Below are 25,157 nucleotides of genomic sequence, written 5' to 3'. Positions count from 1 at the left end.
TCCCATGTCCACAATTACATTGTTATGCATTGCGTTAGCTGGCGTAATCATGCTGTTGCTGCTGGTCATCAAGGCAAAGGTACAACCATTCGTTGCTCTGCTCCTCGTCAGCCTGTTAGTCGCACTTGCGGCGGGTATACCGGCGGGCGAAGTGGGTAAAGTGATGATCGCCGGGATGGGCGGTGTGCTTGGTTCCGTCACTATTATTATTGGTCTGGGCGCTATGCTGGGGCGTATGATCGAACACTCTGGTGGTGCAGAGTCACTGGCTAATTATTTCAGTCGCAAGTTAGGTGACAAACGAACTATCGCTGCGCTGACTCTGGCAGCGTTCTTCCTCGGTATTCCCGTCTTCTTTGATGTCGGCTTTATTATTCTTGCGCCAATCATTTACGGTTTTGCCAAGGTTGCCAAAATATCGCCACTCAAATTTGGCCTGCCTGTCGCTGGAATCATGCTAACTGTTCATGTGGCGGTACCGCCGCATCCAGGCCCTGTCGCCGCAGCGGGGTTACTCCACGCAGACATCGGCTGGCTAACCATCATCGGTATTGCGATTTCTATTCCCGTAGGGATTGTTGGCTACTTTGCAGCGAAAATAATCAATACGCGCCAATATGCGATGTCGGTGGAAGTACTGGAACAGATGCAACTGGCTCCGGCCAGTGAGGAAGGCGCAACAAAATTAAGCGATAAAATAAATCCACCGGGCGTCGCGCTGGTCACCTCGCTAATTGTTATTCCTATCGCGATTATCATGGCGGGTACGGTTTCCGCAACACTGATGCCGCCTTCGCATCCCCTGCTTGGTACGCTACAGCTGATCGGCTCACCAATGGTAGCTCTAATGATTGCGCTGGTGCTGGCATTCTGGTTATTGGCTTTACGTCGCGGCTGGAGCTTACAACACACCAGCGACATTATGGGCTCAGCCCTTCCCACTGCGGCGGTAGTGATTTTGGTTACTGGTGCTGGAGGGGTATTTGGCAAAGTGCTGGTGGAATCGGGCGTCGGCAAAGCCCTTGCCAATATGCTACAAATGATTGACCTGCCTCTGTTACCAGCCGCATTTATTATTTCACTGGCTCTGCGTGCATCGCAGGGGTCAGCAACCGTAGCAATCCTGACAACCGGCGGGTTACTCTCAGAAGCGGTGATGGGATTGAATCCGATTCAGTGCGTATTGGTGACGCTGGCAGCCTGCTTTGGTGGGCTTGGCGCGTCACATATTAATGACTCAGGGTTCTGGATTGTGACCAAATATCTGGGGTTGTCGGTAGCAGACGGTCTGAAAACCTGGACAGTGTTAACGACCATTCTCGGTTTTACCGGATTCTTAATTACCTGGTGCGTATGGGCGGTAATTTGACCTTAATAAAAAGGTCCGATGGGCATCGGACCTTTTATTTAACGCTTACCTTCCACCAGCAGCGGCGGGATGCTCGGCACCATTGGCGCGTCATCAATATCTTTCTGCGTCATGCGGAACGCTTCGGGATAATGTTCGCGGCTGGTACGGCGCAGCGGTTCGGTATCGCGCCAGGTATAAAGGCAATGCTGGCACTGATATACCGTCCAGACATCTTTCACCGGCGATTTCGCCATCACTTCAATCTGTTCATCGGCACAACGTGGACAAATCATCTTCTTCTCCTTATTTACGTGCAGCCAGCATAGCGGTCAGTTTTTCAGCCCAGGCTTTGGTTTCCGGTAAATCCACCACCGGTTGGCTGTAGTGACCACGGTTGTCCGGGGCGACAGGCGTAGTGGCGTCGATAATCAGCTTGTCGGTGATCCCCGCAGGGCTTGAGCCTGGATCGAGTTCCAGCACGGACATATTCGGCAACTGCACCAAATCCCCTGCCGGGTTCACTTTCGAGGAGAGCGCCCACATCACCTGCGGCAGGTTGAACGGGTCAACGTCTTCATCGACCATAATCACCATCTTCACGTAGCCCAGACCATGCGGCGTGGTCATTGCGCGCAGGCCCACCGCGCGGGCAAAGCCGCCGTAGCGTTTTTTGGTGGAGATAATCGCCAGCAGGCCATGGGTGTACATGGCGTTTACCGCCTGCACTTCCGGGAACTCGGCTTTCAGCTGCTGATACAGCGGCACGCAGGTGGCTGGCCCCATCAGGTAGTCGATTTCGGTCCACGGCATACCGAGGTACAGCGATTCGAAAATCGGCCTGGTGCGGTAAGAGACTTTATCGATGCGCACCACGGTCATGTTACGCCCGCCGGAGTAGTGCCCGGTAAACTCACCGAACGGCCCTTCGATTTCGCGTTTACGGCTTTCGATAACCCCTTCGAGGATCACTTCTGAACCCCACGGCACATCAAAACCGGTCAGCGGGGCGGTGGCGATCGGGTACGGGCTTTCACGCAGCGCGCCTGCCATTTCATACTCAGACTGATCGTATTTCAGCGGCGTGGCCCCCATCAGCGTGATGATCGGATCGTTACCGAGCGTGATCGCAATCGGCAGATCTTCACCGCGCTCTTCTGCTTTATGCAGATGCAGGGCGATATCGTGCATCGGCACCGGTTGCAGGCCGAGCTTACGCTTGCCCTTCACTTCCATGCGGTAGATGCCGACGTTCTGCTTGCCGAAGTTATCTGGGTCGAGCGGATCGCGGGAAACCACGCAGGCTTTGTCGAGATAGAAACCGCCATCGCCATCGTTTAAACGAAACAGCGGCAGGATATCGAACAGGTTAATCTCTTCGCCATCGACGGTGTTCTGCGCCCAGGCTGGATTGGCGCGGCGCTCCGGGGCAATCGGGAAGTTATCCCAGCGGCGGATAAACTCATCAATCTGCTTTTTGACCGGGGTGTTTGGTGGCAGGCCAAGGGAAATCGCGTGGTTCTGCCAGGAACCGATGGTATTCATCGTCACGCGGGCATCGGTAAAGCCGCGAATATTATCAAACCACAGCGCGGGCGCGCCGTCGCCGATACGCCCGGTGGCGTTAGCTGCTGCTGCCAGATCCGGCTCAGCGTTCACCTCTTCGCTGATTTTCAGTAACTGGCCGTGGTCATCAAGCGCCTGTAAAAAGCTGCGTAAATCATCAAATGCCATTATTCATTCTCCTGAGAAAAATTCCGGGCCTGCGGCAATCCTTGCCAGCGCCTGGCATGGGGATGTTCGAGGCCAAATTGATCCAGCACGCGGGCTACCACATGGTGGACAATGTCATCTACCGTTTCGGGATGGTTATAAAAGGCAGGCATCGGCGGCACCATCGCCACGCCCATGCGTGAAAGTGCGAGCATATTTTCGAGATGGATGGTGCTAAGCGGCATTTCACGCGGCACCAGCACCAGTTTGCGGCCTTCTTTGAGCACGACGTCCGCCGCGCGCCCTACCAGGCCATCGGCGTAACCAGCGCGGATACCGGCGAGCGTTTTCATACTGCACGGAATAACGATCATGCCGTCGGTACGAAAAGAACCGGATGAGATGATCGCCGCCTGATCCGCCGGGTTATGGCTGAAGTCTGCGAGGGCAGCAACATCGTGAGCGCTGTAAGGCGTTTCTAGTTCAATGGTGGTTTTCGCCCACTTCGACATCACCAGATGAGTCTCGACATTCGGCATATCCCGCAGCGCTTGCAGTAATGCCACACCAAGAGGCGCACCGGTAGCCCCTGTCATCCCGACGATCAGTTTCATTGCTTATCCTCTTAATTGTTCGTATACGAACGTTATTATTAACATACTCCTTCATTTCCACAGCGGCAAGGATTGAAAAGTAACAACATCTTCTTCGTCACTAAAAAACCGCTATGATAGCGACAGAGAATTAGCCCGGAGTTTACATGGCGTTACGAAATAAAGCGTTCCATCAGTTACGACAGCTTTTTCAGCAGCACACGGCTCGCTGGCAGCACGAGTTACCTGACCTGACCAAACCACAGTACGCGGTGATGCGCGCCATTGCTGATAAACCTGGTATCGAACAGGTGGCACTGATAGAAGCAGCTGTCAGCACCAAAGCAACGTTAGCAGAAATGTTGGCAAGAATGGAAAATCGTGGCTTAGTCAGACGTGAACATGACCCCGCTGATAAGCGGCGACGCTTTGTCTGGTTGACTGCCGAAGGCGAAAAGATACTTGCTGCGGCGATACCCATTGGTGACAGCGTGGATGAGGAATTTTTGGGGCGTTTGAGTGGAGAAGAGCAGGAGCTGTTTATGCAGCTGGTGCGCAAGATGATGAACGCATAGGGGGCAAATTTCCGGATGCGACGCTATCGCGTCTTATCCAGACTACAAATACACCGACTCACCAACCGAAAGAAAAAAGGCCAGCCTCGCTTGAGACTGGCCTTTCTGACAGATGCTTACTTACTCGCGGAACAGCGCTTCGATATTCAGCCCCTGCGTTTGCAGGATTTCGCGCAAACGGCGCAGGCCTTCAACCTGAATCTGGCGAACACGTTCACGGGTGAGGCCAATTTCACGACCTACATCTTCCAGTGTTGCCGCTTCGTACCCCAGCAAACCGAATCGACGTGCCAGCACTTCACGCTGTTTGGCGTTCAGCTCGAACAGCCATTTGACGATGCTCTGCTTCATATCGTCATCTTGCGTGGTATCTTCCGGACCGTTCTCTTTTTCATCGGCCAGGATGTCCAGCAACGCTTTTTCGGAATCACCACCCAGCGGGGTGTCTACCGAGGTAATGCGCTCGTTAAGACGAAGCATACGGCTGACGTCATCAACTGGCTTATCCAGTTGCTCTGCGATCTCTTCCGCACTTGGTTCATGGTCCAGCTTATGGGACAACTCACGTGCGGTTCGCAGGTAAACGTTCAGCTCCTTTACGATGTGAATCGGCAAACGAATAGTACGGGTTTGGTTCATAATCGCCCGTTCAATCGTCTGGCGAATCCACCAGGTTGCGTATGTTGAGAAGCGGAAACCACGTTCCGGGTCAAACTTCTCTACCGCGCGGATCAGCCCCAGGTTGCCCTCTTCGATAAGGTCCAGCAACGCCAGACCACGATTGCCATAACGGCGGGCAATTTTTACCACCAGACGCAAGTTACTCTCGATCATCCGGCGGCGAGAGGCGACATCTCCACGCAGTGCGCGACGCGCAAAATAAACTTCTTCTTCGGCCGTTAACAGTGGTGAATAACCAATCTCACCAAGGTAAAGCTGAGTCGCGTCCAACACACGCTGTGTGGCTCCCTGCGATAACAGTTCCTCTTCGGCCAAATCGTTATCACTGGGTTCCTCTTCTACTAAGGCCTTTTCGTCAAAAACCTCAACTCCGTTCTCATCAAATTCCGCATCTTCATTTAAATCATGAACTTTCAGCGTATTCTGACTCATAAGGTGGCTCCTACCCGTGATCCCTTGACGGAACATTCAAGCAAAAGCCTGGTTCCGCCGATTTATCGCTGCGGCAAATAACGCAGCGGGTTTACGGATTTCCCCTTGTAACGAATTTCAAAATGCAAGCGTGTTGAACTGGTTCCGGTGCTACCCATGGTTGCTATTTTTTGCCCCGCCTTCACTTCTTGTTGTTCCCGGACCAGCATTGTGTCGTTATGGGCGTAGGCACTCAGGTAATCATCATTATGTTTGATGATAATCAGATTACCGTAGCCGCGCAGCGCGTTACCGGCATAAACAACGCGGCCATCTGCGGTCGCGATAATTGCCTGTCCTTTGCTGCCTGCGATATCAATCCCCTTGTTGCCCCCCTCAGAAGCGCCAAAGGTTTCGATCACTTTGCCCTCAGTCGGCCAGCGCCAGGTGGAGATAGGCGTACTGGTTGATGTACTGCTGACAGTCGGCTCGGTTGTGCTTGCTGTTGGTACCGTTACAGGCGCTGTGACCGTGGTCGCAGTTGGCTTGTTGTTCGGCAACATTTTGTTAGCACTCTGTTCACCCGAAGACTCAGAATACGTAATTGTCGGTTGCGACGCAACAGCAACGGTGGAATTTTGTGCAGGCTTGATCACAACTCCTTGCTCTGCTGCATCGGCCTGGGTAATGGCATTTCCGCCAGTGATTGGCGTACCGGAAGCATTACCCACCTGTAAGGTCTGACCGACGTTCAGCGCGTATGGTGCCTGAATATTGTTGCGCTGAGCAAGGTCACGGAAATCGTTGCCAGTAATCCAGGCGATATAGAAAAGTGTGTCGCCTTTTTTCACGGTATAGGTACTGCCGCTATAACTGCCTTTCGGAATGTTCCCATACTGACGGTTATAGACGATGCGTCCGTTTTCCATCTGTACCGGCTGCTGAGCTACTGGCTGTACTGGCTGGATTTGCGGTTGTTGAGTAGCCTGAATTTGTGGCTGCTGTACCGGCTGAATTTGCGGTTGCTGGGCTGTAGACGTCGTCCCCATTTTCGGCGGCGGCGTAATCAACATACCAGAATTGGTATTTGCAGGCGCATTGCCATTAACGGAGCTGACCGGTGCCGGTGGATTTGAAGTGTCAGAACAGCCTGCCAGCCATAGCGAAACCAGTGACAAAGCCGCAATGCGGCGAACGGTGAATTTTGGGCTTCCCGCGCTCATTTATCCCCCAGGAAAAATTGGTTAATAACCAGTGACATAATTACCGTGCAAGGCACCCTACTGAACACTGGAAAAGATGTTCACGATACGCTGACCTGCGGCAAAATAACCAGGAAAAATCCAGGTATTTCCTCACGTTTTAAGCCAGCTCACCCTTCACTAAAGGGACAAAGCGCACGGCCTCCACGGTATCGATAATAAATTCGCCTCCCCGACGACGCACCCGTTTCAAATACTGGTGCTCCTCCCCTACGGGTAAGACGAGAATCCCGCCTTCGTCCAGCTGCGTCATTAGCGCAGTTGGAATTTCCGGCGGTGCCGCCGTAACAATGATAGCGTCAAACGGCGCGCGTGCCTGCCAACCTTGCCATCCATCGCCATGACGGGTTGAAACATTATGTAAATCAAGATTTTTCAGGCGGCGACGCGCCTGCCACTGCAAACCTTTAATCCGTTCGACCGAGCAAACATGCTGGACAAGATGCGCCAGGATTGCCGTTTGATATCCCGAACCGGTGCCAATTTCCAGCACCCGCGACTGCGGCGTCAGCTCGAGTAATTCGGTCATTCGCGCCACCATATACGGCTGCGAAATTGTCTGCCCCTGACCTATCGGCAAGGCGATATTGTCCCAGGCTTTTTGTTCAAACGCTTCATCAACGAATTTTTCACGCGGCACGGCAGCAAGTGCATTCAGCACCTGCTCATCCTGAATACCTTGCGCACGTAATTGATCCAGAAGTGCTTGTACGCGTCTGCTTACCATTGCGTGCCAACTCCCACGCTGTTTAACCAGTCTGAAACCACATCTTGCGCGCTATGCGCAGTTAAATCCACATGCAGCGGCGTGATGGAGACATAGCCCTCATCTACCGCAGCAAAATCGGTCCCCGGACCGGCATCACATTTACCGCCCGGCGGGCCAATCCAGTACAGCGTATTGCCGCGCGGATCTTGCTGCGGGATCACCTGATCTGCCGGATGTCGTGTACCGCAGCGCGTCACGCGAATACCTTTGATTTGATCCAAGGGTAAATCCGGAACGTTAATATTAAGAATACGCCCGGTGCGCAACGGCTCTTTACACAGTGCGCGCAAAATTGAACAGGTTACCGCCGCGGCAGTGTCGTAATGTTTATGCCCGTCAAGCGAGACGGCAAGCGCCGGAAAACCTAAATGACGGCCTTCCATCGCGGCGGCTACCGTACCGGAATAAATAACATCATCCCCCAGATTCGGCCCGGCGTTAATTCCGGACACAACAATGTCCGGGCGCGGACGCATCAGAGCATTCACGCCAAGATAGACGCAATCGGTCGGGGTTCCCATTTGCACAGCAATATCACCATTTTCAAAGGTAAACGTGCGCAGGGAGGATTCCAGTGTCAGAGAATTTGAAGCGCCGCTGCGGTTACGATCGGGGGCGACCACCTGAACGTCAGCAAACTCACGCAAGGCTTTCGCCAGCGTTTGTATACCGGGTGCATGTACCCCGTCATCATTACTCAGCAATATGCGCATAATCACCTGTTGTGTTGATAAGTTCCCTGACAACGCTGGTTGCAAAACTACCCGCCGGAAGCCAGAAACGGATCTCTACGGTGACGTCATCCCACCAATTCCAGCTTAATTGTTGCGGATACAGCAGCATCGCTCTGCGCGCGGCTTCAACTTTTTCGCGCACCAGTAAAGCTTGTAATTCAGTTTCTGCGGCAACAGCTGCTTGTTCGAATGCCAGCGCTTCACGCTGAGTTCCCCATTCGCCACTGCCCGGCAATGCGGCGGTTATCATCAGCTCTTTATCGTTAACGCGACGCTGTAATTCCGCCAGTTCTTCGGTGGTTGCGACAAACCAGCTACCACGTCCGGCTAATTGTAGCGCATCGCCGTCAACAACTTGATTAACGTCTGCTTTTTTGAGGCGCTCAGCAACAATCTGATTAAACAACGCACTGCGGGCTGCCGACAACCAAAAACTCCGTTTATTGCGATCGCGCACCGGAGTATTGGTTTGCGCCCAGCGCTGCGCCCCCTGCAAGTTGCTACCGCCAATCCCAAAACGTTGGGCACCGAAGTAGTTCGGTACACCTTTTACGCAAATATCGATCAGACGTTGTTCAACGTCATCGCGATTGCTCACTTCGCGCAGAACCAGGGTAAAGGCGTTACCTTTCAGCGCGCCTAAACGCAGCTTGCGCTTGTGCCGCGCATACTCCAGCACCTGGCAGCCTTCCAGTTGAAAGGCGCTCAGATCGGGCATTTCCTTGCCTGGCACGCGAGCGCATAACCACTGTTCCGTAACAGCATGTTTGTCTTTTTGCCCAGCGAAGCTGACTTCACGGGCATGAATTTTCAGGAATTTCGCCAGTGCATCCGCCACAAAACGGGTATTGCAGCCGTTTTTGAGGATTCTAACCAGAATATGCTCACCTTCACCATCAGGCTCAAAGCCCAAATCTTCCACCACCACAAAGTCTTCCGGATTGGCTTTCAGCAGCCCGGTGCCTTGCGGTTTACCGTGGAGGTAAGTGAGATTATCAAACTCAATCATTTTGTTGCCTTAATGAGTAGCGCCACCGCTTCACAGGCAATCCCTTCCCCACGTCCGGTAAATCCAAGTTTTTCCGTAGTAGTGGCTTTCACGTTAACATCATCCATATGGCAGCCGAGATCTTCGGCAATAAACACGCGCATTTGTGGAATGTGCGGCAACATCTTCGGTGCCTGAGCGATGATAGTGACATCGACGTTGCCCAGGGTATACCCCTTCGCCTGAATACGACGCCAGGCTTCGCGTAGCAGCTCGCGGCTGTCGGCACCTTTAAATGCCGGATCGGTATCCGGGAACAGCTTGCCGATATCCCCCAGCGCCGCCGCGCCAAGCAATGCATCGGTCAACGCATGGAGCGCCACGTCGCCATCAGAATGCGCCAGCAATCCTTTTTCGTAAGGAATGCGTACGCCACCAATGATAATTGGGCCTTCACCGCCAAAGGCATGTACGTCAAAACCGTGTCCAATTCGCATTATGTATTCTCCTGATGGATGGTTCGGGTGAGGTAAAACTCGGCCAGTGCCAAATCTTCCGGGCGCGTGACTTTAATGTTATCCGCACGGCCTTCGACCAACTGAGGATGGAATCCGCAATATTCCAGCGCCGAGGCTTCGTCGGTAATAGTCGCGCCTTCATTTAGAGCGCGCGTCAGACAGTCATGTAACAGCTCACGAGGGAAAAATTGCGGCGTCAGCGCGTGCCATAAGCCGTTGCGATCAACGGTATGAGCAATGGCATTTTTGCCCGGTTCGGCACGTTTCATCGTATCGCGCACTGGTGCGGCTAGGATCCCTCCCGTGCGGCTGGTTTCGCTCAACGCCAACAATCGCGCGAGGTCATCCTGATGCAGACAAGGACGAGCGGCGTCATGCACCAATACCCACTGCGCGTCGCCAGCGGCTTTCAGACCTGCCAGCACGGAATCGGCACGCTCATCACCGCCATCTACAACGGTGATTTGCGGATGATTCGCCAGAGGAATTTGTGCAAAACGGCTATCGCCAGGACTTATGGCAATGACGACACGTTTCACCCGGGGATGCGCCAGCAGCGCATGCACCGAGTGTTCAAGAATGGTTTGATTACCGATTGAGAGATATTGCTTAGGACATTCCGTTTGCATTCGACGGCCAAATCCGGCCGCCGGAACCACGGCGCAAACATCCAAATGAGTGGTTGCCATGTTAATTCCCGGGCTGATTTATCGATTGTTTTGCCCCGCAGACTGTGCGCGCTTCGACGCGTCAGGCACCAGACGATAAAAAGTTTCGCCCGGCCTGGTCATGCTGAGTTCATTACGCGCACGCTCTTCGAGCGCCTCCTGGCCGCCATTGAGATCGTCAATTTCGGCAAAAAGTTGATCGTTTCGCGCTTTAAGTTTCGCGTTTGTAGCTTGCTGTGCCGCCACATCATCATTGACGCGGGTATAGTCATGTATACCGTTCTTACCGAACCACAGCGAATACTGTAGCCAGACCAGAATAGCCAGCAACAGCAGCGTTAGTTTACCCATCCTGCCCCCTGAAAAACGGCATCATCATCCCATGCATCCGAAGACGACTCTACATCCTCTGTTGGGGATACCGCGACAACGCGGGCAAATGTACCACATTTGTCCATTGTTACGTATACCCAGGGCGTGCAGAACATAATCTCATTATTAGTTACGGTTTGAATTATGAACAGAGGAGACGGGAAAGTACAAATTAGCCCAGTAGCCACATAAACAGTGCGCCAAACATAATGCCTACTGTCACCAGGGTGAAAACAATACTGTAGCGTAGCTTTCCGTCCATCAATGAATGCAGCGCAATCCCCACCACTACCGCGACGGGCATCAGCGCCAGAAAGAAAGGCCAGGTGTAGATAAAGAAGAACAGCGTGTTAGAGCCATAAATCAACATCGGCATCGCCAGCGCAAATAACCAGGAGATAAAACCGACCACGGCACCAGGCAGTGACCATGTGGTTTCTTCATCCTCAGTAAGGCTGTCGTTATTTGTTAGTGTAATGTTATGGCTATTACGCATATTTGATCCTGTTACTTTGACGAACCGGGCATGGAAACCCGGTGGTGTCTCAGGATCTGATAATATCGTTCTGTCTCAACAGATCTAATAATTGCTGTACCAAATTTGTTACTAATTGTTCACCATTGAGATGAATTTCTGCCGATTCAGGCGCTTCGTAAACGGAATCTATTCCCGTAAAGTTGCGCAGTTCACCGGCACGCGCTTTCTTATATAAGCCTTTTGGATCGCGGGCTTCGCAAATCGCCAGCGGCGTATCGACAAACACTTCGATAAAGCGCCCTTCTCCTACGCGTTCGCGAACCATCTGGCGTTCGGCGCGGTGTGGCGAGATAAATGCGGTCAGCACTACCAGTCCGGCTTCAACCATCAAATTCGCCACTTCACCGACGCGACGGATATTCTCTTTACGATCGGCATCGCTAAAACCGAGATCGCTGCATAATCCGTGGCGAACATTATCGCCATCCAGCAGATACGTACTGACGCCGAGTTTATGTAACGCCTCCTCCAGCGCCCCGGCGACCGTTGATTTACCGGACCCGGAGAGGCCGGTAAACCACAGCACTACACCACGATGACCGTGGTGTAGCTCGCGTTGTTGCACAGTGACCGGATGGCTATGCCAGACGACGTTTTCGTCATGCAGCGCCATTATTTATCCCCCAGCAAATCGCGCGCGCCCCAGTGCGGAAAGTGGCGACGAACCAGAGCATTCAATTCCAGTTCGAATGCACTGAATTCAGATGGCGCAGCAGTTGCCTGGCTAACTGGCTCGTGCACCATACCGGCACCCACGGTCACATTGCTCAGGCGATCGATAAAAATCAGCCCACCCGTCACCGGATTTTGTTGATAACGATCTAACACCAGCGGCTCGTCAAAAGTGAGATCCACGAGGCCGATCCCATTCAGTGGCAGGTTTTCAACTTCACGCTGGGTAAGGTTATTAATATCAACCTGATAGCGAATGCCATCAATACGCGCGCGCGTCTTCTTACCGGCAATTTTGATGTCGTAACTCTGGCCCGGGGAAAGCGGCTGTTCCGCCATCCATACCACATCCACCGACGCGCTCTGCACCGCCGGTAACGCTTCGTCTGCCGCCAGCAGCAGATCGCCACGGCTGATGTCGATCTCATCCGTCAGCACCAGGGTGATCGCTTCTCCGGCAAAGGCTTCTTCGCGATCACCATCAAAAGTCACGATCCGCGCGACGTTTGATTCCACACCAGAGGGCAGCACTTTGACACGTTGCCCGACTTCCACGCGACCGGATGCCAGCGTTCCGGCGTAGCCACGAAAATCGAGATTCGGGCGATTAACGTACTGCACCGGGAAGCGCATTGGCTGAGCATCCACCACTCGCTGGATCTCCACGGTTTCCAGCACTTCGAGCAGTGTCGGACCGCTGTACCACGGCATACTTTCACTTTGCGAAGCCACGTTGTCGCCTTCCAGCGCAGAGAGCGGCACAAAGCGAATATCCAGATTGCCAGGTAACTGTTCGGCGAAAGTCAGGTAGTCTTCACGAATGCGGGTGAATGTCTCTTCACTGTAATCCACCAGATCCATTTTGTTGATCGCTACGACCAGATGTTTGATCCCCAGCAGCGTGGAGATAAAACTGTGACGACGGGTTTGATCGAGCACGCCTTTACGGGCATCGATCAGTAAGATCGCCAGCTCACACGTTGAGGCGCCGGTCGCCATATTGCGGGTATACTGCTCGTGCCCGGGGGTGTCGGCGATAATAAATTTACGCTTCTCGGTAGAGAAATAGCGGTAGGCCACATCAATAGTGATGCCCTGTTCGCGCTCAGCTTGCAGGCCGTCCACCAGCAGAGCCAGATCCAGTTTTTCGCCCTGGGTGCCGTGACGCTTACTGTCGTTATGCAGCGATGAGAGCTGATCTTCGTAGATTTGGCGGGTATCGTGCAGCAGGCGACCAATCAGGGTACTTTTGCCGTCATCGACGCTACCACAGGTCAGAAAACGCAGCAGGCTTTTATGTTGTTGCGCAATCATCCAGGCTTCGACGCCGCCTTCATTAGCGATTTGTTGTGCAAGTGCGGTGTTCATCTTAAAAATACCCCTGACGTTTTTTCAGCTCCATAGACCCCGCCTGGTCGCGGTCAATCACGCGGCCCTGACGTTCACTGGTGGTGGAAACCAGCATCTCTTCGATGATCTCCGGCAGTGTTTGTGCATTTGACTCCACCGCACCGGTCAGCGGCCAGCAGCCCAGCGTACGGAAACGCACCATCCGTTTTTTAATCACTTCGCCCGGTTGCAGGTCGATACGGTTGTCATCAATCATCATCAACATACCGTCGCGTTCCAGAACCGGACGTTCCGCAGCGAGATACAGCGGCACAATGTCGATATTTTCCAGCCAGATGTATTGCCAGATATCCTGCTCGGTCCAGTTAGAGAGCGGGAAGACGCGGATGCTTTCGCCTTTGTTAATTTGCCCGTTGTAGTTGTGCCACAGCTCCGGGCGCTGATTTTTCGGATCCCAGCGATGGAAGCGGTCACGGAAAGAGTAGATTCGCTCTTTAGCGCGGGATTTCTCTTCGTCACGGCGCGCACCACCGAAGGCGGCATCAAAACCGTATTTGTTCAGCGCCTGTTTCAGGCCTTCAGTTTTCATAATATCGGTATGTTTCGCGCTGCCGTGCACGAATGGATTAATCCCCATCGCCACGCCTTCCGGGTTTTTATGCACCAGCAGCTCGCAGCCGTAGGCTTTCGCCGTACGATCGCGGAACTCATACATCTCGCGGAATTTCCAGCCGGTATCGACATGCAGCAACGGGAAAGGCAGCGTACCTGGATAAAACGCCTTGCGCGCCAGATGCAGCATGACGCTGGAATCTTTACCGATAGAGTAGAGCATCACCGGATTTGAGAATTCTGCCGCCACCTCGCGAATAATGTGGATGCTTTCCGCCTCCAGTTGCCGCAGGTGAGTAAGTCGTATTTGATCCATAACCGTTCCTTTGCAATACCGCTATTTTCTTGCCATCAGATGTTTCGACTATAGGGAGCGTAAGAGAACGAATGAAATTACCAATTAGAATGAGTAGTTCCTTAACGGAATAACGATTTGGCAAAGCTAATATCAAAAAGTGCTTAAGGCACCGGATTTCGGGCGTTTAGGAAGATTTGAAATTGTTTTAGCGCAGCGGCAGTTTCATACTATGGCGGTAAAAAAATTTGCATGGTATTTAAGGACTCACTATGTTTTCCGCATTGCGCCACCGTACCGCTGCCCTGGCGCTCGGCGTATGCTTTATTCTCCCCGTACACGCCTCGTCACCTAAACCTGGCGATTTTGCTAATACCCAGGCACGACATATTGCTACTTTCTTTCCGGGACGCATGACCGGAACTCCTGCAGAAATGTTATCTGCCGATTATATTCGCCAACAGTTTCAGCAAATGGGTTATCGCAGTGATATTCGGACATTTAATAGTCGGTATATTTATACCGCCAGCGATAATCGTAAGAGCTGGCATAACGTGACGGGAAGTACGGTGATTGCCGCTCATGAAGGCAAAGCACCGCAGCAGATCATCATTATGGCGCATCTGGATACTTACGCCCCGCTGAGCGATGCTGACGCCGATGCCAATCTCGGCGGGCTGACGTTACAAGGAATGGATGATAACGCCGCAGGTTTAGGTGTCATGCTGGAATTGGCAGAACGCCTGAAAAATACGCCTACCGAGTATGGTATTCGATTTGTGGCGACCAGCGGCGAAGAGGAAGGGAAATTAGGCGCTGAGAATTTACTCAAGCGGATGAGTGACACCGAAAAGAAAAATACGCTGCTGGTGATTAATCTCGATAACTTAATTGTTGGCGATAAATTGTATTTCAACAGCGGTGTAAAAACCCCTGAAGCAGTAAGGAAATTAACGCGCGACAGGGCACTGGCAATTGCGCGCAGTCAGGGAATAGCCGCGACGACCAATCCTGGTTTGAATAAAAACTATCCGAAAGGCACCGGGTGTTGTAATGACGCAGAAATATTCGACAAAGCGGGCATTGCTGTACTTTCGGTGGAAGCGACTAACTGGAATCTTGGGAATAAGGATGGTTATCAGCAACGCGCAAAAACAGCCGCATTCCCTGCGGGAAATAGCTGGCATGACGTCAGGTTTGATAATCAACAGCATATTGATAAGGCACTTCCTGGAAGAATAGAACGTCGCTGCCGTGACGTTATGCGGATAATGCTACCTCTGGTGAAAGAGTTGGCGAAGGCGTCTTGATGGGTTGGAAAATGGGAGCTGGGAGTTCTACCGCAGGGGCGGGGGAACTCCAAGTGATATCCATCATCGCATCCAGTGCGCCCGGTTTATCCCCGCTGGCGCGGGGAACACCAACGAAATTGAGAGCAAAGGTCGCTACGCAGCGGTTTATCCCCGCTGGCGCGGGGAACACTTCATGAAGCACGCTGGAATTTATATTTGCCCCGGTTTATCCCCGCTGGCGCGGGGAACACTTCATGAAGCACGCTGGAATTTATATTTGCCCCGGTTTATCCCCGCTGGCGCGGGGAACACGCGCAGCCCGATGCGGTTAGAGATATAGGCCTCCGGTTTATCCCCGCTGGCGCGGGGAACACAAAAAATGATGCTGTATTTCACTATTGGGTTCCGGTTTATCCCCGCTGGCGCGGGGAACACCCGTTAAAATATTCGCCCGTTGTGTAAGCGTACGGTTTATCCCCGCTGGCGCGGGGAACACATCTCCAGCGCCTTTTCGACGCAACGGTGCGCCGGTTTATCCCCGCTGGCGCGGGGAACACTGACCGATTTTATTGATCGCCCGATAGACCTGCGGTTTATCCCCGCTGGCGCGGGGAACACCCAGATTCCGCTTTCTCTACCTTCTCTTTTTCCGGTTTATCCCCGCTGGCGCGGGGAACACGGGTTGTGCGCCCTGGTGGGCGAAAACGGTGGCGGTTTATCCCCGCTGGCGCGGGGAACACATTTTCCTGATCGAGTTTTGAGAATTTTGTCGCGGTTTATCCCCGCTGGCGCGGGGAACACACTAAGCATACATATCTGTTTTTAAACAAATTTATTCCACATCAACAATCTACCAACTAAATTCAAACATTTCCTTATTTTTAAAGAACACATAACCTATTGATTATCAACAGGAAGAAAAGAAACCAAACGTAACCCATCCAAATCCACCGGAATACGTCTGTTTTCTCCCCAGGTCTGAAATTCAAAACCCGATTCGGTATTGGTCGCCCAGGCCATCACCACATTTCCGCAACCAGCCAGTTGGGTAATTTGTTGCCAGATCATCTCCCGAATACGTTTTGATGTATCACCAACATACACACCGGCACGCACTTCCAGTAGCCAGATTGCGAGCCGTCCACGTAAGCGCGGAGGGACATTTTCTGTAACAACCACGACCATGCTCATCCGCCGCGCCCCCGGTGACCACTATCACCCAGCGTTTCAGGTTCAGGGATGGCAGGCGGTAACATATCCGGCGCGGGTTGTGGTGGTTCAATTTCACCTGCAGCAAGGACTTCCTCAATTAACGGTATTAATTTGCCCGTTAACTTAGTGCTACGGAAAATATCGCGACAGGCTAATCTGACTTCTTTATCAGGTTCTGCGGGTTGCCTCGCTGCTATTTCAAATGCCTTTGGCACAACCGAATCAAATTTAATGATATCGGCTATGTCATAAACAAATGAAAGCGGTTTGCCACTATGAATAAATCCAATAGTGGGCGCATATCCCGCGGCTAATACTGCCGCTTCAGAAATACCGTACAGACATGATGTGGCAGCACTGATGCAGCGATTCACAACATCGCCTTTTTCCCAGTCTTTAGGATCGTATTTGCGACCATTCCATTTCACACCATATTGTTTCGCCAGTAATGCATAGGTCTGGCGAACGCGGGATCCCTCAATTCCCCGTAGCTGATCCACTGAACGGCGAGCTGGCGGTGGCTCACGAAAACGTAATTCATACATTTTGCGCACCACCTTCAGGCGTAGATCTTCCGTTAAAGCCAGCTTTGCCTGGTAGAGTAATTTATCTGCCCGCGCCCCTCCGGGTTGTCCGGAAGAGTAAACGCGAACGCCCGCTTCACCGACCCAGACCAGCAGTGTTCCCACCGTGGCGGCCAGATGCACCGCCGCGTGGGAAACTCTCGTTCCCGGTTCGAGCATAATGCAGGCGACCGATCCCACCGGAATGTGCGTGCGGATCCCGGTTTTGTCGATCAGCACGAAAGCGCCGTCCAGTACGTCGATTTGACCGTACTGGAGGAAGATCATAGAGGTGCGATCTTTTAACGGGATCGGACTCAGTGGTACAAACGTCACGCCTCTGCTCCGGGTTTGATCAGCATCAGACCACAGCCGAACGCGCGGCTTTTGCCATACCCCTGACTGAGACGTTGCAGAAATAACCCGGGATCGGTGACCGTAAGCATCCCCGTATAATCCACGCTACTGAACTGGATCAGTTGCCGGGAGTTTTCCCGCCGCAGTTGCTGTTGTCGGTAGGCATCAACCGAGGTATCCAGCAGTGTAAAACCGCTTCTCTCCCCCTGCGCTGCCAGCCAGTCCAGCGCCGCCTGTTGTTGATGCAACCAGACATCACGCCCTTCCGCCTGTCCCCTCACCTGCCGTTTCGCCTCCATCAGCAGATCGTGGCGCTTGCCCGCTTTACAAATTGTGGGATTCGCCCGCAGGTTGAAACAAAGGGATTGTCCGGTACGCAGCTCCGGAGCAAATGACCGGCATTCGATAGTGAAAGTTTCACTTTCCGCCGGGCGTTCCTGCGAGAGGACAAAAAAGCGAAACGCACCCTGAAGTTCCTCCCGACGATAAAGAAATTGCCTTTCTTTGCCGCCAGGGAAGAGATCCCACAGCCACTGATGCATCACATATTCACCGCGATCCACCAGATGCAGCAACTGCGCAGGCAAAAGCTGAGCGGTATGTAAGGTTATTCTTGAGAGGTACATGGTTCCTCCTTGCTGAGCCACGGCCCCTGATTGACGGTGCGTTCCCCAAACAGCCACTGCTGGCGATTTAAAGGAACATCCCGGCGGCGTAATATTTTGCTCACGACCAGGCCGTCGTGCTCCCCTTCCCACCAGCATTCATCCTGAAGTTTCGGGAGTGAGACTTTCAGGTCGTGGAAATGATCCTGATACTGTTGGTATGCGTTACGTAAAACATCAGACGCGTTGCCTTCGAGCAGTAACGGCGCAAGTGGTAATGCCAGCGGATGACTTTTTCGCCCCAGATAAAGAGGAAAAACTGGATGGCGTAAACCGCCCTGCAACTGTTCGAGGCTGTAAGGCGCATCGGCTGTTGTTGCCACCGCCACCATCCACCAGGCGTCGGTGTAGTAGTCGCGCCGGGAGATAATCGCGCTCAGAAGATCAGGGTCGCTCAACTCTTCGCGACGGCTGAAATAACGCGCTTTACGCACCTCTTTTGGCATCTGGATCGTGTGATAATCCCGTGCCCAGCGCGGGTTACGGCTGGCGCAAACCACCAGTGAATAGTGGCGATTAAACGCGTTTAAGCGTTCGGTATCATCACGCCGAATCCCTACCCCGGCAGCCAGCAGACCCAGCAATGCTGAGCGCGAAGGCAGTTCATGGGTATGACGCACTTCGCCGGGGGCATCGACGCCCCAGGATGCCATTGGCCCATGAAGCTGAAAAATCAGATATTGGCTCATAAGCCGCCCCTTACGCGCAGATAAAGTCCAGCACGTCCTTCATGCTTCCCTGTTTGTTCATCACGTCAAAACTTGCGCATTCGGTCTTCTGTTCGTAGACCGTATTCATATTTTCGCGAAGCGTTGTAATACGCTGCACCGCCACGTCTAACTGCCGGGTGCCATTAATGGGTTCATAGAAGGCCGCAGCCAGAGAACGCGGTTGATCGGTGCCTTTTTCCGCCAGCGCCCAGGAAGCATAGGCACGGCTGGCAAAGCTATTTTGTTTACCGGTTGGGGAAACTTTAAGCGCGGCTTCCGTAAAAGCGCGTATGGTCTGATTAGCTAACGCTTCGTCACCGCCGAGGTTTTCTACCAGCAGATCTTTATCAATGCAGATATAGGTGTAGAAAAGTGCTGAACCGAATCCGGTTTCTCCGAGATGCCCGGCACCGGCATCTTCAGAGGCCTGGCGCAAATCATCAACGGCGGTGAAAAAATCATCTTCGACAATCGTTTCACTGACACCAAACGCATGCGCGACCTGGCAGGCGGCTTCAACATTAAACTCAGGTTTATTCGCCAGCATACGACCAAACATGGCGATATCTACCGCCATACGGTCTTTGCGTAACAGACTGAGATCTTCCTCTTTTGGCGCGCGCTTTTCTTCTGCCAGTTGATGGGCCAGCGCTTTTACGGCGTCAAATTCTGCCGGGCTGATATGGACTAATTGTTCAGTTTCGGCGTTAGTGAGCGGATCTTTTGGTTTTTTGTCGTTTTTAGCTTTCCCAAGATAATCTGCAATTTTTGCCGCCCATTCGATGGCTTTTTTATCTTCGATTCCTTTCTCAATCAGGATAGTTGCCGCCTCACGCGCGATACGCCCACTGCGAATACCAATATGGCCCGCCAGCGCCTGTTCAAAAAGTGCAGAAGTGCGCCACGCACGTTTCAGACTTTGCGAGGAAACGCGCAGACGCGTTGCTCCACCCAACACCACGGTTTTTGGCGCACCGGTGTCATCACGGTTAAGGTTGGCAGCAGGGTAAGCGGTTAACAAATGAAGCTGAATAAATGTCGTCATGAGATAGTCCTTTATTAATTTTGTTCGTTATCGGCGTCACCGGCCTGGTAATATTCCAGCGCCCAGCGAATACGGATAAATTCGGTTGGCCTCTGCTGGCGGCGGTGATGATTGAGCAGGTCGTCGCTCTCCTGGCACCAGCGGAAAATATCGTCTGCCAAAGAGATAAGATTGACGGAACCGTTTAATAATTTGACCGCGCGACGTAACTGACGCAGTAAATCATCCGGCGTTTTTACTGCCGACAGGCAAGTAAAACGCCCCTCTGACATTACCGCCGCCAGCTGTGCGGCAAAAGGCTGCCGTTCATCAATGGCTTTAACATTGGCGGCAACGGCGGCGACCAGTGCCAGTGCGGTAAAACGCCACTCTTGTGCTTCAATTTTCCACAAAGTGTGGGTCTGCATCAGCAGAGAACGAAACCCTTCTGACAAGCAAACATCATTAACCGTTGTGCTACGCCGCAGACTGGCACGATTGCCGCGTTTAGCCTGCAACTCTTCGTGCCATTTACGCAGCGTGGCTTTGTGCCCGTCTTTTACAATACTCATTCAGCAGCCTCCTGCTTTTTCTCCCTGGCGGCTTTAGCACTTTGCTTCTCCGCCGATGTTGTAAAATATTTTTTGCGCGCGGTCATGACGCGTTTTAAATCAACGGGCTCATAAGGATTGGTGAATACACGCTCGTCAAAATCCTGACGCGCGAATAACCAAATCTCCTTATTCCATTTGCTGAGTAATCCATCCGCATCCTGACCTTCTTCAATTTGGCGCACTAACCTCAGGAAGCGATGCTGAGTTTTGTTCCAGAAGTCGATATCCACAAAACTGAAATCACCCCGTGCACCTTTTGGATCGGAGAACCATGCTTCTTTCAATGCACTCCGTAACAGACTTAGAATGCGTGAAGCCGTTTGCGCAGCCAGCCGCAGTTTCGGTATCTGGCCTTCTTTTTTATTGAGCAGCAGCGGGAAACGGTGTTCGTACCAACAGCGGGCTTTCATGTTGTCGAAATCATAGCCAAATCCCCATAGGCCTACTTTTGCCTGCTTGAGACTGCTGGCATTAAAGAGTTTCACCACCAGAGCGGGAAGTTCCGTATTGTTTTCTGACTTACCCGTTTCGATAAGGCCTAACCAGTCGCGCCAAATTAAACCGCCTGGTTGTGGTTTAACTGAGTAAAACTCACCACCCTCTTTAAGTGGTACACGGTAAGGCGTTAATGGATGCTGCCACATGGCATAATTCGCACCGTAATTTTTGGTCGTCATCAGGCTCAGAAGCGCGTCGTCCTGCTCACCGCAAATATCGCAGTTGCCGACTGTCGTGGTATTAAAATCAATACGAATACGCCGCGGCATTCCCCAGTACGCCTGGAGTTTATTGACCTGATCATCGGTTACCACCGCACCGGCCAGTTCGCTGGTACGCGTCGGGCCAAGCCAGGGGAAAACCAGATCGTCAAATTTTTTGGGTAGCGGTAAGTCGGCTTCATCCTGCGGCATCACGTTGAGCCACAGTTTGCGCCACAAGGGGGCTTGTTGATTGCCCTGATACTCCTGCAATTCAATCAGAGTCGTCATCGGCCCACCGCCGCGTATACCGGTGCGATAGCCTTTGCCACCTGACGGCGCATTTAACTGTAGGGAGAACAGAGCTAACGCAGAACAATGAGAGCATACGTGTTCAGTCACGCCACGCTTAATAAAGTGGTCTTTATTAAACTTCGTTGTTTGAGCGCCGGGAATCTCAGGCAGTAGCGAAGCGACCTGAACTTTATCGCCCATGAGCACCTCGAAATCCTGCATAAATGAAGGTGAATCTGGGCCAAACTGGAAAGCGTGTTCTAATGACAGCAATGCTTCCCGTAGCTTTTCAGCTTCCAGCCCGTCTTCCCAGATATCATCCCAACGACGATAATCTTTTGGCGCGAAACTGCTTTGTAGTAACCCCAGCAAAAACTGCCATGCCGCCCCCTGGAGATCTGCCCGCGGCGCAGCGATATCGACAACATTTTCATCCGCCAGATCGACTGGCGCCAGTTTGCCTGTCGTTCCGTCTTTAAAACGAACGGGCAACCACGGGGTTGTCAGAAGTGAAAACGAGTTCATACGCATCCTCTCGTAAAAAAGACCATCCCTGATCGGTTATCCATCATTCCATCTTTTTAGGTGTATCAACTATTCAGAGAGCTCTATCGCAGGCATCTCAACCAACCTTGCCAATCAATCCCTCCGTAGCCGAATACCCACAACTTTCGTTATCGGTGACTAAAATCACGTTTGCCATCTCTGGATCTTGCCGCTGTTCAATGCACCACTGCCTGAACGCTTCCCCTTCCAGTAAAGAAAACTCATCGCGATGTTTTTTCCACCAGCTTCGACGCACTCTGACAACACTCATTTCCCATGCGTGAGCGCCAGTGGTATAAGGCTTCACCACACCGTCAATACAGGTAGCCAGCCACAGGGAAACAGATTCCTCAGCCAGACGTGTCGACAGTTTTTCAGGGAGGTAATCGTTGATATTGGCGGCATAGCCGGGCCTGAAGTTGAGTACAAACTTTTTAGCCATTGCACGATCGCAGTAATATTTGCCCACTTGCTCCTGCTCGGAGCGAGCAAACCCTTCCGGCATCACCACGTCCTCACCGTAGACTGATTCAATAAGAAGCCGGGCTGAGTGTGGCATTTGAATAGCGCCTTGCTGACGCAGTACACGCTGCGTCAGCCAGATTCGTCCATGATCGGGATAGATATATGCACTGTTCCGCATGGCACTGCCAAACCATTCTTCATCAGGTGAATCGTCCCAGACGGGGGCCAGAATCAGCAATTCAGGAGGGGAACGCTCGTCTTTTCCATCACGCTTTAACTGACCATTAATATCGCGGATATGCCGCTGTAATCGCCCCGCTCGCTGGATCAGCAAATCAATGGGGGCAAGGTCGGAAATCATTTCGTCCAGGTCGCAATCAACGCTCTGCTCCAGTACCTGAGTGCTAATAAGGGCTTTTCCGGCACGCTGTGAGCTACCTTCTTTACCAAAGCGCGCCAGCGTTTTCGTTTCGATTCGCTGGCGATCGCTAAAAGCAAAGCGGCTATGAAAGAGTGAAAGGCTGGAAGTGGGAATGACGCCGCGGGCAAGCAGCTGACGATGAACCTTAATAGCGTCATCGACAGAATTCCGGATCCAGGCGATGCATTTTCCCTGACTTACCGCCGACTCGATACGCGCAATACTCTCTTGTTCACTATGAAGCCAACCCACGCTGACGCTACGCTCAACGTCTTTGCGCGTCGCTACCCGGTGTGAGTTCACATCGGATTTCGTGACATGCGTCAGCCAGGGGTAATCATCCTTTTCCAGGAACGGAGCTTCTTGCTGGCCCTCTGTACCCCGCGCAAAGGCAGCGACGAGTTTGTCGCGCTGCTGTTGAGATAACGTGGCAGAAAGCAAAATAACGCTGTTTCCGCCACGCGCCTGCCGCTCGATCAACCCTTCAAGAATGCACGACATGTAAGCGTCACAGGCGTGGATCTCATCAGCCAGCAGGATTTTGTTACTCAGCCCCAGAAGCCGCAGATTATTATGTTTGAACGGCATCACCGCCATCATCGCCTGATCCAGCGTGCCGACGCCAATTTCAGCCAGCAACGCCTTCTTGTTACTGTCGGCAAACCAGGCCGCACATCCCTGACTGAACGTTTGTTCATCCGGTTCTTCTGACCCGACTAAATCACCAGACCAGAGTGATTCATTAAAGCGGTCCATTAATGTGCGGGCACTATGTGCCAGCACCAGGCTGGGGCGGGATTCTGGCGAATAGAAAGCAAGCCAGGTTTTGACCAGCCGATCGTACATGGCATTGGCCGTTGCCATTGTTGGCAGACCAAAAAACAGCCCCTGAGCTTTCCCCGCAGCTATCAACCTGTGCGCCAGGATAAGCGCCGCTTCTGTTTTACCTGCGCCAGTCACATCTTCCAGAATAAATAACTGCGGTCCTTGCTGGCTGATATCCAGATCCAGCACCTTTTGCTGTAACGGTGTCGGATTCTCAATAAAAGGAAACAGCGTATTAATTCCGTTGAAAGGCGCGACTTTTGCTTTTAGAGGAAAGACGGTTAAGGCGTTTTGAGCCTGAATTAAAGTTTTCTGCCAGTAACCTTTAATATCCATTGGGTGTGCGACGCGTGGAAAAAATCGCGTTGACGAACCCGTCCAGTCTGCGAGCACGACGGTTGCAGAGATATACCAGGAAAGGTGTTTTATAAGTTCAATGCCCTCATCATCATCCCAGAATGCGGGGATCTCTATGAGCGGAAACAGTGGTTTGATTTCAAGGAGAAAATCTCGTGCTGCAGCTTTGTCTTCAGGCAGAAAATTATCCAATTCATCCATACGATCAGGGGGCTGACCATGATGCCCTGTCGTCACGGGCATCCACATTTCTATCACTCGCCTAAGTTTGCGCGGAGAGAGCGAAGATGAAGGAAGTAACTCCTGACATTCACTTAAATAATGATTCCACAACCAGTAGCCCAGCGTTGAATGAGAGATTTTTTCGTAATTTTTTCTGGCACCTTCCTGAATCTTGAGTTCAGGGGGCAGGTAAAGTTGTTGAAAAGAGCGGGCAAATTTTCCAATATCGTGCCAGCACAGCAACCAGGCGAAAAATTGAGCCGCCTGTTCCTTGTCAGAAATCCCTAATTGACGAAAATAATCAGCCAGCCCGAAGCAATTTCTTTTAACCATTAAATAGCCCATCGCGGCTACATCCAGCGAATGCCAGCAAAGAAGGTGATAGTCGTCGCCCCCGTCTTTCTCGCCGCGTCGGGTTTTTCCCCAGAAATCAAAAAAAGTCACAATATTTTTATCCTTCAGTAAACTTAAAGGATATTTACGCATATTTTAAAAATTATCTGTGATATATATCAGCCAATAAAACATTTACATTATGAATAAATTAATGATTTTCATTTGAAATTCATAATAATAAATAGAGACTATATATTCACATAAAAAATATAAATTTTAAAAAAGGGTGCAGGAGACCAAACCATCACAATTCAGTACGCGGGGTTTTACCCCATAAGCGCTAACTTAAGGGTTGTGGTATTACGCCTGATATGATTTAACGTGCCGATGAATTACTCTCACGATAACTGGTCAGCAATTCTGGCCCATATTGGTAAGCCCGAAGAACTGGATACTT

General features: G+C 52.1%; 27 protein-coding genes and 1 CRISPR repeat array. Of the genes, 4 read left to right on the top strand and 23 right to left on the bottom strand.

The annotated features are described in order from the left end of the window. The first annotated feature begins 4 nt into the window (after positions 1–4). The gene (locus tag ACJHXA_RS15870; RefSeq protein WP_000104439.1) at positions 5–1,369 is read left to right on the top strand and encodes a GntP family transporter; all 1,365 of its coding nucleotides are present in this window, start codon (positions 5–7) and stop codon (positions 1,367–1,369) included. A 38-nt stretch (positions 1,370–1,407) separates the two neighbouring features. On the opposite strand, the gene ACJHXA_RS15865 is transcribed toward ACJHXA_RS15870, so the two are convergent. The 3 genes from ACJHXA_RS15865 to ACJHXA_RS15855 are packed head-to-tail and all read right to left on the bottom strand — an operon-like array spanning position 1,408 to position 3,675. Then, the gene (locus ACJHXA_RS15865) at positions 1,408–1,644 is read right to left on the bottom strand and encodes a non-oxidative hydroxyarylic acid decarboxylases subunit D (protein WP_000562984.1); all 237 of its coding nucleotides are present in this window, start codon (positions 1,642–1,644) and stop codon (positions 1,408–1,410) included. A 10-nt stretch (positions 1,645–1,654) separates the two neighbouring features. After that, positions 1,655–3,082 (bottom strand): non-oxidative hydroxyarylic acid decarboxylases subunit C, encoded by a 1,428-nt coding sequence (locus ACJHXA_RS15860; RefSeq protein WP_000863223.1) that lies wholly within the window; start codon positions 3,080–3,082, stop codon positions 1,655–1,657. Beyond that, on the bottom strand, positions 3,082–3,675 hold the full coding sequence (locus ACJHXA_RS15855; protein WP_000767707.1) for a non-oxidative hydroxyarylic acid decarboxylases subunit B: 594 nt from the start codon (positions 3,673–3,675) through the stop codon (positions 3,082–3,084). The genes ACJHXA_RS15860 and ACJHXA_RS15855 overlap by 1 nt, the downstream gene beginning before the upstream one ends. A 146-nt stretch (positions 3,676–3,821) precedes the next feature. Between ACJHXA_RS15855 and ACJHXA_RS15850 the strand changes: the two genes are divergently transcribed. Continuing rightward, positions 3,822–4,229, top strand: a complete 408-nt coding sequence (locus ACJHXA_RS15850) for a MarR family winged helix-turn-helix transcriptional regulator (RefSeq protein ID WP_001208070.1) — start codon at positions 3,822–3,824, stop codon at positions 4,227–4,229. A 120-nt stretch (positions 4,230–4,349) separates the two neighbouring features. On the opposite strand, the gene rpoS is transcribed toward ACJHXA_RS15850, so the two are convergent. From rpoS to cysD, 12 genes are all read right to left on the bottom strand, one after another. Beyond that, positions 4,350–5,342, bottom strand: a complete 993-nt coding sequence (gene rpoS, locus ACJHXA_RS15845) for an RNA polymerase sigma factor RpoS (protein ID WP_000081550.1) — start codon at positions 5,340–5,342, stop codon at positions 4,350–4,352. Positions 5,343–5,404: 62 nt separating this feature from the next. Then, a complete protein-coding gene (gene nlpD / locus ACJHXA_RS15840) occupies positions 5,405–6,499 on the bottom strand; it encodes a murein hydrolase activator NlpD (protein ID WP_306174120.1) in 1,095 nt (364 codons plus the stop codon). Between the two features lie 184 nt (positions 6,500–6,683). Continuing rightward, positions 6,684–7,310, bottom strand: coding sequence for a protein-L-isoaspartate O-methyltransferase (pcm, locus tag ACJHXA_RS15835; RefSeq protein ID WP_000254708.1), 627 nt, complete (start codon positions 7,308–7,310; stop codon positions 6,684–6,686). Continuing rightward, entirely contained in the window at positions 7,304–8,065 is a 762-nt protein-coding gene (gene surE, locus ACJHXA_RS15830; RefSeq protein WP_001295182.1) for a 5'/3'-nucleotidase SurE, read from the bottom strand. The genes pcm and surE overlap by 7 nt, the downstream gene beginning before the upstream one ends. Beyond that, positions 8,046–9,095 (bottom strand): tRNA pseudouridine(13) synthase TruD, encoded by a 1,050-nt coding sequence (truD, locus tag ACJHXA_RS15825; protein ID WP_000568943.1) that lies wholly within the window; start codon positions 9,093–9,095, stop codon positions 8,046–8,048. The genes surE and truD overlap by 20 nt, the downstream gene beginning before the upstream one ends. Beyond that, positions 9,092–9,571: a 2-C-methyl-D-erythritol 2,4-cyclodiphosphate synthase gene (gene ispF / locus ACJHXA_RS15820; RefSeq protein WP_001219242.1), complete on the bottom strand. Its 480-nt coding sequence runs from the start codon at positions 9,569–9,571 to the stop codon at positions 9,092–9,094. The genes truD and ispF overlap by 4 nt, the downstream gene beginning before the upstream one ends. Continuing rightward, positions 9,571–10,281, bottom strand: coding sequence for a 2-C-methyl-D-erythritol 4-phosphate cytidylyltransferase (gene ispD / locus ACJHXA_RS15815; protein ID WP_000246136.1), 711 nt, complete (start codon positions 10,279–10,281; stop codon positions 9,571–9,573). Before ispD ends, ispF begins: the two co-directional genes overlap by 1 nt. Before the next feature lie 18 nt (positions 10,282–10,299). Beyond that, positions 10,300–10,611, bottom strand: a complete 312-nt coding sequence (ftsB, locus tag ACJHXA_RS15810; protein ID WP_000517476.1) for a cell division protein FtsB — start codon at positions 10,609–10,611, stop codon at positions 10,300–10,302. A gap of 193 nt (positions 10,612–10,804) precedes the next feature. Beyond that, positions 10,805–11,128 carry a DUF3561 family protein gene (locus tag ACJHXA_RS15805; RefSeq protein WP_001246104.1) on the bottom strand — a complete coding sequence of 108 codons (324 nt, stop codon included), beginning with the start codon at positions 11,126–11,128 and terminating at the stop codon, positions 10,805–10,807. A 49-nt stretch (positions 11,129–11,177) separates the two neighbouring features. Further along, positions 11,178–11,783, bottom strand: a complete 606-nt coding sequence (gene cysC / locus ACJHXA_RS15800) for an adenylyl-sulfate kinase (RefSeq protein ID WP_001173673.1) — start codon at positions 11,781–11,783, stop codon at positions 11,178–11,180. Continuing rightward, a complete protein-coding gene (gene cysN / locus ACJHXA_RS15795) occupies positions 11,783–13,210 on the bottom strand; it encodes a sulfate adenylyltransferase subunit CysN (protein WP_001090346.1) in 1,428 nt (475 codons plus the stop codon). Before cysN ends, cysC begins: the two co-directional genes overlap by 1 nt. Position 13,211: 1 nt before the next feature. Then, positions 13,212–14,120, bottom strand: coding sequence for a sulfate adenylyltransferase subunit CysD (gene cysD / locus ACJHXA_RS15790; RefSeq protein ID WP_000372108.1), 909 nt, complete (start codon positions 14,118–14,120; stop codon positions 13,212–13,214). Between the two features lie 251 nt (positions 14,121–14,371). Between cysD and iap the strand changes: the two genes are divergently transcribed. Then, on the top strand, positions 14,372–15,409 hold the full coding sequence (gene iap, locus ACJHXA_RS15785) for an alkaline phosphatase isozyme conversion aminopeptidase (protein ID WP_000490440.1): 1,038 nt from the start codon (positions 14,372–14,374) through the stop codon (positions 15,407–15,409). Positions 15,410–15,491: 82 nt separating this feature from the next. Continuing rightward, positions 15,492–16,192: a CRISPR direct-repeat array (repeat unit 29 nt; unit sequence CGGTTTATCCCCGCTGGCGCGGGGAACAC). Between the two features lie 96 nt (positions 16,193–16,288). Here iap and cas2e read toward each other — a convergent pair. From cas2e to ACJHXA_RS15745, 8 genes are all read right to left on the bottom strand, one after another. Further along, complete coding sequence (cas2e, locus tag ACJHXA_RS15780; RefSeq protein WP_000063176.1) at positions 16,289–16,582, bottom strand: type I-E CRISPR-associated endoribonuclease Cas2e; 294 nt, start codon at positions 16,580–16,582, stop codon at positions 16,289–16,291. After that, the gene (gene cas1e / locus ACJHXA_RS15775; protein ID WP_000144848.1) at positions 16,579–17,502 is read right to left on the bottom strand and encodes a type I-E CRISPR-associated endonuclease Cas1e; all 924 of its coding nucleotides are present in this window, start codon (positions 17,500–17,502) and stop codon (positions 16,579–16,581) included. The genes cas2e and cas1e overlap by 4 nt, the downstream gene beginning before the upstream one ends. After that, complete coding sequence (cas6e, locus tag ACJHXA_RS15770; protein WP_000281423.1) at positions 17,499–18,149, bottom strand: type I-E CRISPR-associated protein Cas6/Cse3/CasE; 651 nt, start codon at positions 18,147–18,149, stop codon at positions 17,499–17,501. The genes cas1e and cas6e overlap by 4 nt, the downstream gene beginning before the upstream one ends. Further along, positions 18,131–18,877 carry a type I-E CRISPR-associated protein Cas5/CasD gene (cas5e, locus tag ACJHXA_RS15765; RefSeq protein ID WP_000085053.1) on the bottom strand — a complete coding sequence of 249 codons (747 nt, stop codon included), beginning with the start codon at positions 18,875–18,877 and terminating at the stop codon, positions 18,131–18,133. The genes cas6e and cas5e overlap by 19 nt, the downstream gene beginning before the upstream one ends. A gap of 10 nt (positions 18,878–18,887) precedes the next feature. Next, positions 18,888–19,943 carry a type I-E CRISPR-associated protein Cas7/Cse4/CasC gene (cas7e, locus tag ACJHXA_RS15760; RefSeq protein ID WP_000206429.1) on the bottom strand — a complete coding sequence of 352 codons (1,056 nt, stop codon included), beginning with the start codon at positions 19,941–19,943 and terminating at the stop codon, positions 18,888–18,890. 14 nt (positions 19,944–19,957) lie between these two features. Further along, entirely contained in the window at positions 19,958–20,494 is a 537-nt protein-coding gene (gene casB, locus ACJHXA_RS15755) for a type I-E CRISPR-associated protein Cse2/CasB (RefSeq protein WP_000029315.1), read from the bottom strand. Continuing rightward, positions 20,491–22,053 carry a type I-E CRISPR-associated protein Cse1/CasA gene (gene casA, locus ACJHXA_RS15750; RefSeq protein ID WP_001084076.1) on the bottom strand — a complete coding sequence of 521 codons (1,563 nt, stop codon included), beginning with the start codon at positions 22,051–22,053 and terminating at the stop codon, positions 20,491–20,493. The genes casB and casA overlap by 4 nt, the downstream gene beginning before the upstream one ends. Positions 22,054–22,150: 97 nt before the next feature. Beyond that, positions 22,151–24,850: a CRISPR-associated helicase/endonuclease Cas3 gene (locus tag ACJHXA_RS15745; protein ID WP_001233938.1), complete on the bottom strand. Its 2,700-nt coding sequence runs from the start codon at positions 24,848–24,850 to the stop codon at positions 22,151–22,153. 237 nt (positions 24,851–25,087) lie between these two features. Between ACJHXA_RS15745 and ACJHXA_RS15740 the strand changes: the two genes are divergently transcribed. Beyond that, the coding region (locus tag ACJHXA_RS15740) for a hypothetical protein (protein WP_223277024.1) at positions 25,088–25,157 on the top strand (70 nt) is incomplete at its 3' end.

It is taken from the genome of Escherichia sp. WS33 (assembly GCF_046486385.1).
Taxonomy (GTDB): Bacteria; Pseudomonadota; Gammaproteobacteria; order Enterobacterales; family Enterobacteriaceae; genus ECMA0423.
Note: the sequence above shows the minus strand (reverse complement) of the source record. Positions and strands in the feature narration are given on the sequence as shown.